16 protein-coding genes are annotated in these 14,517 nt (G+C 67.2%); 9 read left to right on the forward strand and 7 right to left on the reverse strand.

Annotated features, from left to right (window positions below; genetic code table 11):
• Positions 1 to 47: 47 nt before the first annotated feature.
• Positions 48 to 1,145 carry a redox-regulated ATPase YchF gene (ychF, locus tag CA234_RS18400; RefSeq protein ID WP_125972884.1) on the reverse strand — a complete coding sequence of 366 codons (1,098 nt, stop codon included), beginning with the start codon at positions 1,143 to 1,145 and terminating at the stop codon, positions 48 to 50.
• A 178-nt stretch (positions 1,146 to 1,323) separates the two neighbouring features.
• Between ychF and CA234_RS18405 the strand changes: the two genes are divergently transcribed.
• The gene (locus tag CA234_RS18405; protein WP_125972882.1) at positions 1,324 to 2,337 is read left to right on the forward strand and encodes a transferrin-binding protein-like solute binding protein; all 1,014 of its coding nucleotides are present in this window, start codon (positions 1,324 to 1,326) and stop codon (positions 2,335 to 2,337) included.
• Between the two features lie 52 nt (positions 2,338 to 2,389).
• Here the strand turns inward: CA234_RS18405 and CA234_RS18410 are convergent, their stop codons facing one another.
• From CA234_RS18410 to CA234_RS18420, 3 genes are all read right to left on the reverse strand, one after another.
• Positions 2,390 to 2,824, reverse strand: a complete 435-nt coding sequence (locus CA234_RS18410) for an NIPSNAP family protein (RefSeq protein WP_126002436.1) — start codon at positions 2,822 to 2,824, stop codon at positions 2,390 to 2,392.
• Between the two features lie 96 nt (positions 2,825 to 2,920).
• Positions 2,921 to 3,490: an aminoacyl-tRNA hydrolase gene (gene pth / locus CA234_RS18415; protein ID WP_125972878.1), complete on the reverse strand. Its 570-nt coding sequence runs from the start codon at positions 3,488 to 3,490 to the stop codon at positions 2,921 to 2,923.
• Positions 3,491 to 3,571: 81 nt separating this feature from the next.
• Positions 3,572 to 4,174: a 50S ribosomal protein L25/general stress protein Ctc gene (locus CA234_RS18420; protein WP_125972876.1), complete on the reverse strand. Its 603-nt coding sequence runs from the start codon at positions 4,172 to 4,174 to the stop codon at positions 3,572 to 3,574.
• Positions 4,175 to 4,639: 465 nt separating this feature from the next.
• On the opposite strand from CA234_RS18420, the gene CA234_RS25280 reads away from it, so the two are divergent.
• From CA234_RS25280 to CA234_RS18450, 6 genes are all read left to right on the forward strand, one after another.
• Positions 4,640 to 5,149 carry an acyltransferase gene (locus CA234_RS25280; RefSeq protein ID WP_125972874.1) on the forward strand — a complete coding sequence of 170 codons (510 nt, stop codon included), beginning with the start codon at positions 4,640 to 4,642 and terminating at the stop codon, positions 5,147 to 5,149.
• A gap of 30 nt (positions 5,150 to 5,179) precedes the next feature.
• Positions 5,180 to 5,413, forward strand: a complete 234-nt coding sequence (locus tag CA234_RS18430) for an acyl carrier protein (protein WP_093294009.1) — start codon at positions 5,180 to 5,182, stop codon at positions 5,411 to 5,413.
• Positions 5,397 to 6,155 carry an SDR family NAD(P)-dependent oxidoreductase gene (locus CA234_RS18435; protein WP_206431238.1) on the forward strand — a complete coding sequence of 253 codons (759 nt, stop codon included), beginning with the start codon at positions 5,397 to 5,399 and terminating at the stop codon, positions 6,153 to 6,155. Before CA234_RS18430 ends, CA234_RS18435 begins: the two co-directional genes overlap by 17 nt.
• 4 nt (positions 6,156 to 6,159) lie before the next feature.
• Positions 6,160 to 7,533, forward strand: a complete 1,374-nt coding sequence (locus CA234_RS18440) for an AMP-binding protein (protein ID WP_125972870.1) — start codon at positions 6,160 to 6,162, stop codon at positions 7,531 to 7,533.
• A gap of 83 nt (positions 7,534 to 7,616) precedes the next feature.
• Complete coding sequence (locus CA234_RS18445; RefSeq protein WP_125972868.1) at positions 7,617 to 8,690, forward strand: acyl-protein synthetase; 1,074 nt, start codon at positions 7,617 to 7,619, stop codon at positions 8,688 to 8,690.
• A 32-nt stretch (positions 8,691 to 8,722) separates the two neighbouring features.
• Positions 8,723 to 9,943: an acyl-CoA reductase gene (locus CA234_RS18450; protein ID WP_126002437.1), complete on the forward strand. Its 1,221-nt coding sequence runs from the start codon at positions 8,723 to 8,725 to the stop codon at positions 9,941 to 9,943.
• A gap of 20 nt (positions 9,944 to 9,963) precedes the next feature.
• Here CA234_RS18450 and CA234_RS18455 read toward each other — a convergent pair whose 3' ends face one another.
• The 3 genes from CA234_RS18455 to lepB form a co-directional block, all read right to left on the reverse strand.
• Positions 9,964 to 10,827, reverse strand: a complete 864-nt coding sequence (locus CA234_RS18455; protein ID WP_126002438.1) for a TraB/GumN family protein — start codon at positions 10,825 to 10,827, stop codon at positions 9,964 to 9,966.
• Positions 10,828 to 11,003: 176 nt separating this feature from the next.
• The gene (gene rnc, locus CA234_RS18460) at positions 11,004 to 11,660 is read right to left on the reverse strand and encodes a ribonuclease III (protein WP_209092090.1); all 657 of its coding nucleotides are present in this window, start codon (positions 11,658 to 11,660) and stop codon (positions 11,004 to 11,006) included.
• Between the two features lie 11 nt (positions 11,661 to 11,671).
• A complete protein-coding gene (lepB, locus tag CA234_RS18465) occupies positions 11,672 to 12,535 on the reverse strand; it encodes a signal peptidase I (RefSeq protein ID WP_206431239.1) in 864 nt (287 codons plus the stop codon).
• 104 nt (positions 12,536 to 12,639) lie between these two features.
• Here lepB and pgi point away from each other — a divergent pair, with 104 nt between their 5' ends.
• The gene (gene pgi, locus CA234_RS18470) at positions 12,640 to 14,136 is read left to right on the forward strand and encodes a glucose-6-phosphate isomerase (RefSeq protein ID WP_126002440.1); all 1,497 of its coding nucleotides are present in this window, start codon (positions 12,640 to 12,642) and stop codon (positions 14,134 to 14,136) included.
• Positions 14,133 to 14,438: an alkylphosphonate utilization protein gene (locus tag CA234_RS18475; RefSeq protein ID WP_125975507.1), complete on the forward strand. Its 306-nt coding sequence runs from the start codon at positions 14,133 to 14,135 to the stop codon at positions 14,436 to 14,438. Before pgi ends, CA234_RS18475 begins: the two co-directional genes overlap by 4 nt.
• The last annotated feature ends 79 nt before the right edge of the window (positions 14,439 to 14,517 follow it).

The following is a 14,517-nucleotide window of genomic DNA, read 5'->3' on the forward strand; positions in this document are numbered from 1 at the left end:
GACAGACCCCCAACCCCTCCTCCAAGGAGGAGGGGGTTGAGACCGGATCAGCTGTGCAGGAAGTGCATCACGTCGCCATCATTGACGACATAGGCCTTGCCTTCCGCGCGCAGCTTGCCGGCCTCGCGCGCCTTGGCTTCGCCGCCCAGCGCGACGAAATCGTCATAGGCAATCGTCTCGGCGCGGATGAAGCCCTTCTCGAAATCGCTGTGGATCTCGCCCGCCGCATTGGGCGCGGTGGCGCCGCGGTGAACGGTCCAGGCGCGCGCTTCCTTCGGGCCGACGGTGAAGAAGGTGAGCAGGTCGAGCAGCGTGTAGCCGGCGCGGATCACGCGGGCGAGGCCGGTCTCCTCCAGCCCCAGCTCCCGCAAGAACTCGCCGCGCTCCTCGATCGGCATGGTCGCGATCTCGGCCTCGATCGCCGCCGAGACGACCACTGCCTGCGCACCCTCGGCCGCGGCCTTGGCAAAGACCTTGGCGGAGAGATCGTTGCCGTTGGCCGCGTCTTCCTCGTTGACGTTGCACACGTACAGCACCGGCTTGGCGGTGAGCAGCTGGGCGAGACGCAGGTGGCGGGCCTCGTCCTCGTCCTTCGGCTGGGTGAGGCGCGCGGGCTTGCCGTCGCGCAGCAGGTCGAGTGCCTGGCCGAGCACGCTCGCGGCGGCCTTGGCTTCCTTGTCGCCCTGCGCCGCCTTCTTGGCGAGGTTGGGCACGCGCTTTTCCAGGCTTTCGAGGTCGGAGAGCATCAGCTCGGTCTCGACCGTCTCGGCGTCCGCAATCGGATCGACGCGGTTGTCGACATGTTGGATGTCGTCATTCTCGAAGCAGCGCAGCACGTGGACGACCGCGTCCACCTCGCGGATGTTGCCGAGGAACTGGTTGCCCAGGCCTTCGCCCTTGCTCGCGCCGCGCACCAGGCCCGCAATGTCGACGAAGCCGAGCTGCGTCTCGATGATCTTCTGCGAGCCGGCGATCTCCGCCAGCTTGTTCAGCCGCGGATCGGGCACCGCGACGTTGCCGACGTTCGGCTCGATCGTGCAGAACGGATAATTGGCCGCCTGCGCCGCGGCCGTCTCGGTCAGCGCATTGAAAAGCGTGGACTTGCCCACATTGGGCAGGCCGACGATGCCGCAACGGAAACCCATGTACTTCGATCCTGTCGTGAAGGGGCCGGCGGGCGCGCCGGCGATATGGTGTGCCCGATACGCGCAGGCGGCGGGTTTTTCCAGTGTGACGCGCGCGGCCTTGACGCAGGGGCGTTCATCTGGGGTACAGGGGGCCAAGTCTTTTGCTGCGTGCGGCAGGTTCTCGAGGAGTTTTCGTATGATTCGCCGTTATGTCATTCTGGGCAGCGCCGCGGCTGCGGCCGCGCTGGCAAGCTGCAGCGGCGGTGGAAACTCCTCCCCGACGCCGACCCCGACCCCCACCGCATCGGGCTCGGCGACGCCCACCCCGACGCCGACCGCGACCTACACCGCCTTCCCGCTGGCTGCCGCCGCCGAGTTCAGCACGCTGAACGCGACGACCAACTATACCGGCGATCCCGCTGCGGGTGCGGTGACGCTGGGCGTGACGGCGACCGAGACCTTCACCAGCCGCGTCAAGCTGGCCGCGACCACCGACCTCACCAACGGTACCTTCGTGATGGACGAGGCGACCGAGGAATCGCGCTTCGTCGGCACCAACGTCACCACCCCGGCGGCGCCGACGGTCACTGAGTTCGTCTATCGCAGCGTCAGCACCGCGACCGGCGCTGCGGCGGGCAATTTCAGCCAGCTCGAAGTGCTGAACAACATCGGCGCGGCGACCGTGACCACCAGCGACAGCCTGCTCAAGACGCTGACCGTGCTGAGCTATGCCAATTGGTGGCGCGGCGATTCGACCACCGGCCAGAAGCGCCTGACCTATGCGATCTGGGGCTATCCGACGCTGAGCTACGACATGCTCACCACCGGCACCGCCAACTATACCGCGCGGATCGTCGGTCGCTCGGTGAGCGTCGCCAATGGCGCGACGACGCTCGTCCGCGTCGGCGGCACGGCGACCGTAGCGGTCAACTTCGCCACCGGCCTCGTCACCACCACGATGAACCTGACGACGCTGCCGAGCGGCGGCGCCGAGACCACCTATGTGACGCTGAACGCCCAGGGCGCGATCCCGATCGGGCAGAACCAGTTCAGCGGCAGCCTGGTGAGCGGCGGTGCTGCGACCGGCACGATTGCCGGCGCCTTCTACGGCTCGAAGGGCGTGAACCTCGGCATCGTCTTCGGCGCCTCGGGCACGATCAACGGCGCGGACACCCGCATCGTCGGCGAAGTGGTCGGCGTGAAGCAGTAAGCGCCTACACCAAGATGAACGGAAGGGGCTCGGGAGACCGGGCCCCTTTCGTTTATCTGCCGGACGGCGCGAGCGCCGGCGAATAATCCGCCATCGTCATGAAGATGCTCTCGACCTTGGTGACGATCTTGCCACTTGCTTCGGACTCGGCGACGACCTTTTGCCATTCGGGATCGGCGCCGAACGCCTTCCAGTCCGCCTCGCGCGCTTCGCGGCTGGGGTAGGCGAGGATGTAGACCACGCGGCCCTCGGGCGCATCCGGCCGAGGCAGCTCGTTCCAATAGGCGACGTTGCGCATGCCGTGCCTGGCGAACAGCTTGAGCGTGTGGTTGCGAAAACGCGCGTTGAGCGCTTCGGCCTTGCCCGGCGCCGGATAATAGATGCGCAATTCATAGACCGGCTGCTGCGTCTGGGTGGCGGCGGTCTGGGCTGCGGCGGGGGCGGCAAGCGGCACGAGAGCGAGCAGGGCGGTCAGGACCAGGCGCATCGGGCATCCTCTCATCGAGTTCGACGGGAGGATGCCACGACCGCTGCCGGTATCAAGTGGTAACCTTCTGGAAGTGTAGAGAAACTTGGCCGGCGCTCAGTCCTGCATCCGCCGCGCGACCTCGTTCATGAAGCGCACATCGTCCCCTGCCGCCAGCCAGGATGCCTCGGCGGCGATCGCGCCGAGCATGTCGGACAAGGGCTCTATCTCGGCCTTGGCATAGTTGCCGAGCACATAGCCGGTCACCCGGTCCTTGTGCCCGGGATGGCCGATGCCGAGCCGCACCCGGCGGAAGTCCGGCCCGAGATGCGCGTCGGTCGAGCGCAGGCCGTTGTGCCCGGCGGTGCCGCCGCCGCGCTTTACCTTCACCTTCATCGGTAGCAGGTCGAGTTCGTCGTGAAAGACGGTGACGTCCTCGGGCGCGAGCTTGTAGAAATCCATCGCCGATCGCACGGCGCGGCCGCTTTCGTTCATGAAGGTGCCGGGCTTGAGCAGCACGATCTTCTCGGTGCCGATGCGGCCTTCCTGGGTCCAGCCCTGGAACTGCTTCTTCGGCGCGGAGAAGCCGTGCACCTCGGCCAGCGCGTCCAGCGCCATGAACCCGACATTGTGGCGGTGCATCGCATATTGCGGCCCCGGATTGCCGAGACCCACCCATAGCTGCATCACCCACACTCCCGAAAAAGAAAATCGCCCCCGCACCTAGGGTGCGGAGGCGATCTTTTGAACCCGTGAAGGGAAGGCCGATCAGCCCTCGGCCGACTCGGCTTCCGCTTCGCCGTCTGCCGACTTCAGCGCCGACGGCGCGACGACGGTGGCGATGGTGAAGTCGCGATCGGTGATCGCGGGGGTCGCGCCCTTGGGCAGGGTCACGGCCGAGATGTGCAGCGAATCGCCGACTTCGAGGCCCTTGACCGAGATCTCGACCTGGTCGGGGATCTCGGCTGCGTCGACCACCAGCTCCAGCTCGTGGCGGACGATGTTGAGCACGCCGCCGCGCTTCAGGCCGGGGGCCAGCTCTTCGTCGACGAACACGATCGGCACTTCGACATGGACGGTCGCGTGCTCGGAGATGCGCAGGAAGTCGACATGGAGCGGGCGGTCGGTGACGACGTCGAAGGCGACGTCCTTGGCCAGCGTGCGCTCGCCATTGACCATGATCACCGAGTTGAAGAAGTGGCCGGTGTTCAGCAGCTTCTGCAGCTCACGCTCGTTGACGTGGATGCTCTGCGGATCCTGCTTGTTGCCATAGATCACGGCGGGGACGCGGCCTTCACGACGCAGCGCCCGGGAGGCTCCCTTGCCAGCCCGGTCGCGCGTTTCGGCCGACAGCGTAAGCGTGTCGCTCATGTGTCGATTTCCAATGCGCTAAATGTTTCAACGTGCATGCAGCGGCAGGCCTCCAGGGATGACCCTGCCACGGCAAGCGCGCGCCTATAGGCGAAGCGCGGCGAAATCGCAAGTCGGTCCCGCTTCGGGAAGTGCGCATGCTGCGGCGCAACATTTCCTGGGAGCCGAACCGGGTTTCGGGTGTTATACCCCGTCGCTCGCCGGCCGTCCGGCAGCGCCGCGGATAGTGACGACGAACGGTCACATTCCGCGGGTAGATGGCGCAATTAGATAATAATTGGTGAACATGGACGCTTGCGGCAGTGGAAGATCGCTGACTAAAAGGCGATAAGGCCTGGTCTCCCGCGGTCCTTGTGCATGTGCGTTGTGGCGTGGGGGCGGCGTGAACGGTTTTGTAGTAGTCTGAGCCAATCGATCGACGGAGTCGAAGGTTCGATTGGTTGAAATTGCGCTCGGGGGATTAAGATGGCGAAATTCGGGGCTGCGGCTCTCATCCGGCGGAAGCTCAGGCGCTATGCGGTTGAGATCTATCGGCTGTATCTCAACAAATTCTGGGGCATGCACATCGCAGAGGGCTGTGCGATCTCGCTGTCGTCGAAGCTGGACAAGGCGCATCCCGACGGCGTCTGGATCGGCAAGGACACGGCGGTCAGCTTCGGCGCCGCGATCCTGACGCACGACTATGTGCGCCGGATGCACCTGAAGACGATCATCGGCGAGCGCTGCCAGATCGGCGCGCATTCTATCATCTTCCCGGGCGTGAAGATCGGCGACGGCTGCATCATCTCCGCCGGCAGCGTGGTGATGCGCGACATTCCCGATGGCTGCCTCGCCGGCGGCAACCCCGCGCGGGTGATGGAAAAGGGTATCGTCACCGGACAGTGGGGCCTCATCCTGTCGCGCGCGAGCGCCGACGCAGCGGCTGCCGCGGCAGCAGCGCCCCCGGCAGCATCCACGCCCGCCGACGCGGCATAAGTTCTTTCTCTCCCCATCAAGGATCTACACATGGCCGAAGACCTGCACGAAATCGTCGCGCGCGCACTGATGCTCGATCGCTCCGCGATCACGGACGACCTGAAGTACAACTCGATCCCCGAATGGGATTCGGTGGCGCACATGGCGCTGATCGCCGAGCTGGAAGCCGCCTATGACGTGATGCTGGACACCGACGACATCGTCGCGATGTCGAGCGTCGGCACGATTCGCGAGATCCTCAAGAAGTATGATGTCGAGGCCTGACCTGCTCGCCGGCCGCGTCGCCCTGGTCACCGGGGCGTCGCGCGGCATCGGCGCGGCGATCGCCAAGGGGCTGGTCGAGGCCGGCGCCACCGTCTGGCTCGCGGCGCGGACCGAGGGGGCGCTCGATGCGACTCTCGTGACGCTCAACGCGCTCGGCGCGGGCGAGGCGCGCGCGCTCTATTTCGACGTTGCCGATCCGGCGGCGATCAAGCAGGCCTTCGGGACCATCCAGAAGGCCGATCGTCGCCTCGACGTGCTGGTCAACAATGCCGGCATCCTGAAGGCCTCGATGATCGAGATGGCCTCGGTCGAGATGATGGACGAAACCTACCAGGTGAACCTGCGCTCGGTGCTGGTCGCCTCGCAATATGCGGCGCGGCTGATGGCGCGGAACGGCGGCGGTTCGATCATCAACCTGACCTCGATCATGGGCGCGCAGGGCTTTGCCGGCCAGGCGGTCTATGCCGCCAGCAAGGCGGGCGTGATCGGCGTGACCAAGAGCCTCGCCAAGGAATTCGCCGCTCGCCAGATCCGCGTCAACGCCATCGCGCCGGGCGCGATCGACACGGCGCTGATCGAGGGGCTGTCGGAGGAGAAGCGGCAGGAGACCGTCGCGTCGATCGGCATGGGTCGCCTCGGCACCCCCGAGGACGTTGCCGGGCTCAGCGTCTTCCTCGCCAGCGATGCCGCCCGTTACATCACCGGCCAGGTGATCGGCGTCGACGGCGGGATGATGGTCTAGGCGCATGTTCGATCGGGTCTTCCAGGCATTCGCCGGCAATCCCTGCGTCGCCGACGGCGATCGCGTGCTCAGCTATGCCGAGACGCTGGCGCTCGGGCAGCGGCTGATCGCGGGGCTGCCCGCGACGCGGTCGCTGGTCGTGCTTCGGTGCAGCGTCTCGGCCGAATCGATCGCGGCCTATGTGGCGCTGCTCCACGCGGGTCATGTGCCGCTGCTCCTGGAAGCCGATCTTTCCGAGCTGCTGTCGGCGCAGCTCTACGCGGTCTACCAGCCCAACGCGATCGTCGATCCGGTGGCGGGCAGCGTGACCGTTACCGATGCACCGCCGGCCGAGCTCCATGCCGATCTGGCGCTGCTGCTCACCACCTCGGGCAGCACCGGCTCGCCCAAGCTGGTGCGCCAGCGCCTCGCCGGCATCACGGCCAATGCCGAGAGCATCGCCCAGTATCTGGCGCTGACCGCCGAAGAACGGCCGCTGCTCCACCTGCCGATGAGCTATTCCTACGGCCTGTCGGTGATCCATTCGCACCTCGCCGTCGGCGCGTGCATCTGCGTCACCCGCAAGACGGTGATGGAGCCGGGCTATTGGGATGATCTGCGCCAGCACGCGGCGACCTCGATCGCGGGGGTGCCGTTCCACTATACGACGCTCCGCCGCTTCGGCGAGGAGAAGCTGAGCCTGCCGAGCCTCAAGACGCTCACCCAGGCGGGCGGGCGGCTCGATCCGCGCATCGTGTCCTTCTTTGGTGACTGGGCGGCGCGGACCGATCGCAAGTTCTTCGTGATGTACGGCCAGACCGAGGCCGGCCCACGCGTCGCCTATCTGCCGCCCGAACATGCCGCGGCGCATCCGGACGCGATCGGCGTCGCCATTCCGGGCGTCACGATCGAGCTGGTCAAGGACGACGGGTCGTCGGCCGCGCCGGGCGAGACCGGCGAGATGCGGATCCACAGCCCCGCGGTGATGATGGGTTACGCGCTGGCGCGCGCCGATCTCGCCAAGGGCGACGAGCTGGGCGGCGTGCTGTCCACCGGCGATCTGGCGCAGCTGGGCGAGGACGGCCTGTTGCGGATCGTCGGGCGCAGCTCGCGGATCCTCAAGGTGTTCGGCCTGCGCGTGAACCTCGACGAGGTCGAGCGCCGCATCGCCACGCCCGAGGCCGAGGTGTTCTGCTTCGGCGCCGACGACAAGCTGCAGGTGCTGATCCATGGCGGCCTCGATCCTGCCGAGGTGCGCAAGACGATCGTCGATGCCTTCTCGTTGCCCCCGCGCGGCATCGAGGTGCGCAGCGGCGGCCCCGTCGAGCGCACCGCTTCCGGCAAGGTGACGGCGGCGGCGCTGCAAGCAGCATGGGAGCAGGCCTCGAAGCCTGCGTGACTTGAACAGCCCTGGCCGACGCCAGATATCGGCGCGATGCCGGGGCCGATAGCGTTGTCGGTGCGGAAAAAGGAGTTGAAGCGATGATTGAGTCCTTTTTCGAGGTTCCCGTCTACGACCTCCCCAAGGCGGAGAAGCACGCGCTGCTCCAGGCCGAGCTGCGCGAGCTGACGGCATTCCACGGGACCGAATGCGAAGGCTATCGCGCGATCCTCGACGCCTATGGCCCGGGCGACCTGCCGGGCGGGGCCGACGCGCCGCTGATCCCGGTCAGCATGTTCAAGCTGCACGATCTGTCCTCGGTGCCGCAGGACCAGGTGTTCAAGACGATGACCTCCTCGGGCACCACCGGCCAGCGCCCCTCGCGCATCTTCCTCGATGCCGATACCGCCCGGCTGCAGACCCGCGCGCTGACCAGGATCATGACCTCGTTCATCGGCCCGAAGCGGCTGCCGATGCTGATCATCGATCACCCCAGCGTGGTGAAGGACCGCCGCACCTTCAGCGCGCGCGGCGCCGGCATCCTCGGCATGATGACCTTCGGCCGCCAGCACGTCTTCGCGCTGAAGGACGAGACGATGGAGCTGGACTGGGAGGCGCTGGAGACCTTCGCCGCCGCCAATGCCGGCCAGCCGATCTTCGCCTTCGGCTTCACCTTCATGGTGTGGCGCTATTTCATCCAGCAGCTCGAGCAGTCGGGCCGCAAGCTGCCGTTCGACAATGCGATCCTGATCCATTCGGGCGGCTGGAAGAAGCTGGAGGCCGAGAAGGTCTCCAACGAGCATTTCAAGCAGCGCGCGAGCGATCTCGCCGGCTTCGGCCGCGTCCATAATTTCTACGGCATGGTCGAGCAGACCGGCTCGATCTTCGTCGAGTGCGAGGCGGGGCACCTCCATGCCCCGGTCTTCGCCGACGTGGTGATCCGCCGCCCGGTCGACTGGAGCGCGTGCGATATCGGCGAGACCGGGGTGATCCAGGTCGTCTCGGTGCTGCCGCGCAGCTATCCCGGCCACTCGCTGCTGACCGAGGACCAGGGTACGCTGCTCGGCGAGGACGATTGCGCCTGCGGCCGCAAGGGCAAGTATTTCGCGGTCCATGGTCGCCTGCCCAAGGCCGAAGTGCGCGGCTGCAGCGACACCTTCGCCAGCAACCAGTGAACCGATCGAACCATGCGAGTGAGTGCCAAGCTATGAACAGTCTCGACAAGGTGCGGTTCGTCGTCCCCGAGGGCGCGAACATCGACGCTTTGCTGGCGCAGCGCCCGCTCGCCCCGTTCGATCCGGCGGTGATCGAGTTCATCGAGCGGCTGGGCAAGGCGCTGATGGCCAGCCCGCAGGCCCGCCGCCATCCGGAACTGGTCGCGCTGGGCTTCTGGGCGCGCGGCGCCAACATCAAGCGGATGAAGGACCGGTTCGACGCGCAGTACCCGGACGCGCTGCGGCTGGCCCGCGGGCTGGCGTTCCATATCGCGCCGTCCAACGTCGACACGATCTTCGTCTATTCGCTGCTGCTGTCGATGCTCGCCGGCAATGTGAACCTGGTGCGCATGTCCTCGCGCGCGGCGCAGCAGTCGGACCTGCTCAACGACATCCTCAAGCAGGTGGTCGAGGCGTCGAGCGCGCGGCTGCGCGGGATCATCGGCATCGTCCGCTACGAGCATGACCAGTCGATCACCGACGCCTTTTCGCGCCACTGCGACGTTCGCGTCGTGTGGGGCGGCGACGGCACGGTGGAGCTGATCCGCAAGAGCCCGCTCTCGCCCGGCGGCACCGAGCTTACCTTCCCGAACAAATATTCACTCGCGGTGGTCGACGCCAAGGCCTGGCTGGCCAACGAAAACAAGACGCCGGTTGCCCGCGATTTCGTCAACGACTCGCTGTGGTTTGGCCAGATGGCCTGTTCGTCCCCCCGCGCACTGGTGTGGCGCGGCTCGGCATACGACATCGCGGCGGCGAGCACCGATTTCTGGCACCATGTCGAAGCCGGCGCGCGCGAGGCGAATCTGGGCTGGGAAGATGCCGGCGCGGTCGCCAAGCTGCTCGCCGAGCAGGACAATGCGGTGAGCGTCCATGCCAGCGTGGTGCCGCTGGAGACCAATTTCATCAGCGTCGTGCGGTGCCCGATCGCGCTGCTCGGCGAACCCAACGGCACCGGCGGCGGCTTCTTCCGCGAATTCCATGTCGCGGCGCTGGAGGAACTCGGCGCCAGTGCGCGGCGCAACTGGCAGACGGTGGCCAGCTTCGGCGTGCCCAAGGGCGACTGGCAGGCCTTCCTGCTGAACGCCCAGCCGCAGGGGATCGACCGCATCGTGCCTTTCGGCCACGCGCTGAACTTCAACGCGATCTGGGACGGGATCGACTTTCTGACCTCGCTCACCCGTATCGTGGTCATCGACGCGCCGCAGGACTGAGCGGCGGGCCGGGCGGCTTCCTATTGGAGCCGCTCGACCTTCAGCCCGGACTTGGTGAGCATCGCCAGCACGCTGTCGCTACCGGCGAGATGGCCTGCGCCCACCGCGACGAACACCGTGCCCGCGCGCTGCAGGCGGCCCTGGACCCAGGCCGCCCAGCGCTGGTTGCGGCGGAGCAGCAGCGTGTCGCGCATCTCCGGATTGGGCGCGAGGTCGGCGTTGAGCAGGCGGGCCAGCGCGTCGGCATCCCCCTTGCTCCAGGCGGCGACCGCGGCGTCGATATTGGCGCCGGTCTCGGGCAGTCCGTCGAGCGTGTCGCCGAGCAGGCGGGTCTGCGCGGCGTCGGAGAGATGGTCGAAATAGCCAAATTGTTCCTCGGCGGTTTCCAGCCCGATTACCTGCTTGCCCGCCTTCGTCGCGGCGGCCTGCAGCACCTGCTCGACACCGCGCGCATCGTCATAGCCGAGCGTCTGGAGCGGCAGCAGCGACAGGGTGAGCGCGGCCAGCCACGGCTCGTCGCGGTCGAGCGATTGCGGCGATAGCCCGGCCTGGCGGAGCGCACCTTCCAGCTTGGCATGCTCGGGCGCGGGCAGGGCGGCGACGGTGGGGTCGCCCGGGGTGCGGCCCAGCTTGTCGAGCAGCGCCTGGGTTTCGGCTTGCGGCGGCATCACCAGTTCGAGGACGAGCGTGTCGCTGGCGTCGAAGGCGGTGCGCACGGGCCCCTCGAGCCAGCGCAGGTCGGGCGGGAGCAGGTGGACGGAGCCGAACAGATAGACGGTGGTGTCGCCGTCGCGTACCGCCCAGAGCGCAGGCTTGGCCTCGCGCGGCGCGGTGCCGCAGCTGCCGAGGAGGAACAGGGCGGCGAGAAGGAAGGCGCGGAACATGGCAGCGGGCTTGGCGGGGCAGGGGCGGCGGAGTCAACGGGTGCCGCTCCTCCCGAACCCGTCATCCCGACGAAAGTCGGGATCCATTGCCCTCACCGGCTCGGCTCGAGCCATGGCGTAGAAGCTACTGGATCCCGGCTTTCGCCGGGATGACGAAGATTGAGGGGGCGCTTTGTTCAGCCGCCCAGCTTGGCCAGCAGCGCCGCTGCCGCCGCGGTTTCGGCTTCCTGCTTGTTGCTGCCCTCGGCGCTCGCTTCGGCGAGCTTGCCGATCGACACCTTTACCGTGAAGCGCGGCGCGTGGTTGGGGCCGGAGCGGTCGAGGATTTCATATTCGGGCGGACGGCGGTTGCGCGCGGCAGCCCATTCCTGGAGCGCCGACTTGGGATGCTTGGGCGCCTTGGCGTGTTCGTCGATCCGGTTGCCCCAGGCCTTGCGGACAAAGGCGCGCGCGGCGTCGAGCCCGGCCTCGCGATACCAGGCGCCGATCAGCGCCTCCATCACGTCGCCCAGCACATTGTCGCTGTCGGCGGCGCCGTCGTCGCGCGCCTGCTTGCCGAGGCGGAGATGCGGCACCACGCCCAGCTCGCGCGCGACATCGGCGCAGACCGGGCCGGTCACCAGCGAGTTGAGCCGACGCGAGAGCGCGCCTTCTGGCTCCTCCGGGAACCGCTCGAACAGCCATTCGGCGACGATCAGCCCCAGCACCCGGTCGCCGAGGAATTCGAGCCGCTGGTAGTTGCCGGCGGCCTGGCTGCCATGGGTCAGCGCGCGCTGGAAGGCCGGCAGGTCTTTGGCGGGGCGGCCGAACGTCTTTTCGACCCAGCCGCCCAGATCGGGCACGCTCAGAAGCCTTCTCCGATCCGGCTCCACCGCGCCGCGGTGAACCAGGTCCAGGGGAGGAACCAGTTGGCACCGCCGTCAGTCGACCAGAAGTTCACCACCGCCTTGCCCTCGATATTCTCGATCGGCACGAAACCGATGCCCGAGCCATAGGGCGGCTGCTGGAAGCGGCTGTCAGTGGAGTTGTCGCGGTTGTCGCCCATCAGGAACACATGGCCGGCGGGGACGGTGAACACCTGCGTGTTGTCCTGCGGCAGATTGTCCTGATCGAGCACGTTATACTGCTTGCCGTTGGGCAGCGTCTCGCGGAACTGCGGGATGCGGCAGATCGGTGCGCCCTTGGCGTCCGCGGTCTGGAACTGCGTCGGGCAATGGGTGAAGTTCGGCGTGATCGGCAGCACGAAATCGGCGATGCGCTGCTTGGGCACCGGCTTGCCGTTGAGGATCACCTGGCCGTTGACCATCTCGATCGTGTCGCCGGGCAGGCCGATGACGCGCTTGATCCAGTCCTCGCCATTATGGTTCGGTGCCTTGAACACCACCACGTCGCCGCGGGCAGGATCGCGCGGCAGGATGCGGCCCGGGATCAGCGGCAGGCTCCACGGCAGCGAGTGCTTGGAGTAGCCATAGTTCCACTTGGTGATGAACAGATAGTCGCCGATCAGCAACCGCGGCAGCATCGACTCGCTCGGAATGCTGAACGGCGAGAAGATGAAGCTGCGCACCACGAACACGATCAGCGCCAGCTTGAGCAGGAAGGTGGCGAGGTCCCGCCACTCCGACTTCGGCTTTTCCGGCTTTGGGCCAGGCGCTTGCACGTTTTCGGGGCGCGAGGCGACGGGTTCGGTGGAGGCGGGCGTTTCCATGGGCACTGCTCTGCTAGGGCGCGGCGGGGAGGTCAAGCGGCGGAATGAGGCTGGAATGGGCCGGTGCGGGACGATAGGGGAGCGCTGCCACCAAGGAGATGAACATGGCCTTGCCCGACTGGACGCCGATCCAAGCCCTTCCCCAGACCAAGCTCACCGACCTGTTCGCTGCCGACGCCGAGCGGCTGTCGCGGCTGAGCGTCGATGTCGCCGGCATCCATTTCGACTGGTCCAAGACGCACCTGACGGCGGAGGCCGTGTCGGCCTTCGCCGCGCTGGCGCAGCAGATGGACTTCGCCGCCAAGCGCGACGCGCTGTTCGCCGGCGAGGTTGTCAACGTAACCGAAGGCCGCGCCGCCGAGCATACCGCCGAGCGCTATGAGGGCGCGCCCGAGAGCGTCGCCCGCGCGCGTTCGCAGCACGAGCGGATGCGCGCGCTGATCGATGCGATCGAGGCCGAGGCGCTGGGGCCGATTCGTCATATCCTCCACATCGGTATCGGCGGCTCCGCGCTGGGTCCGGACCTGCTGGTCGACGCGCTGGGTCGCGACATGGACCGCTACGACGTGGCGATCGTCTCCAATGTCGACGGCGTGGCGCTCGAAGACGCGATGGACGCGTTCGATCCGCAGGCGACGCTGCTGGTGATCGCCAGCAAGACCTTCACCACCACCGAGACGATGCTCAACGCGCAGAGCGCGCTTGCCTGGATGGCCGAGGGCGGCGTCGAGGATCCCTATGGCCAGGTGGTGGCGCTGACCGCTTCCCCCGACAAGGCGGTGGAATGGGGCGTCGACGAGACGCGCGTGCTGCCCTTCTTCGAGAGCGTCGGTGGCCGCTATTCGCTGTGGTCGTCGATCGGCTTCCCGGCGGCGCTGGCGCTGGGCTGGGAGGCGTTCGCGGAACTGCTCGAAGGTGCGGCCGAGATGGACCGCCACTTCCGCCTGACCGATCTTTCGCAGAACGCGCCCGCGCTCGCGGCGTTCGCGGACCTCTATTACACCCAGGCGCGCGGCTGCGAGACCCGCGCGACCTTCGCCTATGACGAGCGGCTGAAGCTGCTGCCGAGCTATCTCCAGCAGTTGGAGATGGAATCGAACGGCAAGCGCGTCACGGCGCGGGGCGAGGTCGTGACCTACCCGACCTCGGCGATCACCTGGGGCGGCGTCGGCACCGATGCGCAGCATGCGGTGTTCCAGCTGCTCCACCAGGGTACGCACCTCGTGCCGCTCGAGTTCGTCGGCGTGATCGAGGCCGGCGACGCGCTGGCGCCGGAGCATCACCGCCAGCTGCTGCTCAACATGTTCGCGCAGGGCGCGGCGCTGATGGCCGGCAAGGGGCATGAGGATCCCGCACGCAGCTATCCGGGCGATCGTCCGTCGTCGACGCTGCTGCTCGACGCCGTCGACCCGCGCACGCTGGGTGCGCTGATCGCCTTCTACGAGCACCGGGTGTTCGTGAACGCGGTGCTGCTCGGCATCAATCCCTTCGACCAGTTCGGCGTCGAGCTGGGCAAGGAAATGGCCAAGGCGGCGGACAAGGGCGGGCTGGACTTCGACCCCTCGACCAACGACCTGATCCAGCGGGCGTTCGGCGCATGAGCGGCGAAGAAGAATATGTGTACGACGAGCCGAGCGGGGAGTGGATCCCCGCCGCCGAGGCCGCGGCCAAGGCTGCGGCCGCCGATACGGTGGAGGTGCGGGACTCGGTCGGCAACCTGCTGCAGGATGGCGACCAAGTGACGCTGATCAAGGACCTGACCGTCAAGGGCGCCGGCCAGACGCTCAAGCGCGGCACCTTGATCAAGTCGATCCGCCTGACCGGGGACGCGCAGGAAATCGACTGCAAGTTCGACGGCATCAAGGGCCTCGTCCTCCGCGCGGAGTTCGTCCGCAAGCGGTGAGCTCCGTTCCTTTCCCGCTTGCGGGAGAGGCTGGGGGAGGGGCCAACGTGGCGGCTCATGCCGTTACGGCGCAGTCCGC

It is taken from the genome of Sphingomonas sp. ABOLE, assembly GCF_003950455.1.
Lineage (GTDB): Bacteria > Pseudomonadota > Alphaproteobacteria > Sphingomonadales > Sphingomonadaceae > Sphingomonas > Sphingomonas trueperi.

Coding starts and splice junctions, on each gene's coding strand:
- CA234_RS18405 (WP_125972882.1), top strand. CDS start 1,324: ATGATTCGCCGTTATGTCATTCTGGGCAGCGCCGCGGCTGCGGCCGCG.
- CA234_RS18430 (WP_093294009.1), top strand. CDS start 5,180: ATGGCCGAAGACCTGCACGAAATCGTCGCGCGCGCACTGATGCTCGAT.
- CA234_RS18445 (WP_125972868.1), top strand. CDS start 7,617: ATGATTGAGTCCTTTTTCGAGGTTCCCGTCTACGACCTCCCCAAGGCG.
- CA234_RS18410 (WP_126002436.1), bottom strand. CDS start 2,824: ATGCGCCTGGTCCTGACCGCCCTGCTCGCTCTCGTGCCGCTTGCCGCC.
- CA234_RS18420 (WP_125972876.1), bottom strand. CDS start 4,174: ATGAGCGACACGCTTACGCTGTCGGCCGAAACGCGCGACCGGGCTGGC.
- CA234_RS18475 (WP_125975507.1), top strand. CDS start 14,133: ATGAGCGGCGAAGAAGAATATGTGTACGACGAGCCGAGCGGGGAGTGG.
- CA234_RS18455 (WP_126002438.1), bottom strand. CDS start 10,827: ATGTTCCGCGCCTTCCTTCTCGCCGCCCTGTTCCTCCTCGGCAGCTGC.
- CA234_RS18435 (WP_206431238.1), top strand. CDS start 5,397: ATGATGTCGAGGCCTGACCTGCTCGCCGGCCGCGTCGCCCTGGTCACC.
- lepB (WP_206431239.1), bottom strand. CDS start 12,535: ATGGAAACGCCCGCCTCCACCGAACCCGTCGCCTCGCGCCCCGAAAAC.
- CA234_RS18440 (WP_125972870.1), top strand. CDS start 6,160: ATGTTCGATCGGGTCTTCCAGGCATTCGCCGGCAATCCCTGCGTCGCC.
- pgi (WP_126002440.1), top strand. CDS start 12,640: ATGGCCTTGCCCGACTGGACGCCGATCCAAGCCCTTCCCCAGACCAAG.
- pth (WP_125972878.1), bottom strand. CDS start 3,490: ATGCAGCTATGGGTGGGTCTCGGCAATCCGGGGCCGCAATATGCGATG.
- ychF (WP_125972884.1), bottom strand. CDS start 1,145: ATGGGTTTCCGTTGCGGCATCGTCGGCCTGCCCAATGTGGGCAAGTCC.
- CA234_RS18450 (WP_126002437.1), top strand. CDS start 8,723: ATGAACAGTCTCGACAAGGTGCGGTTCGTCGTCCCCGAGGGCGCGAAC.
- CA234_RS25280 (WP_125972874.1), top strand. CDS start 4,640: ATGGCGAAATTCGGGGCTGCGGCTCTCATCCGGCGGAAGCTCAGGCGC.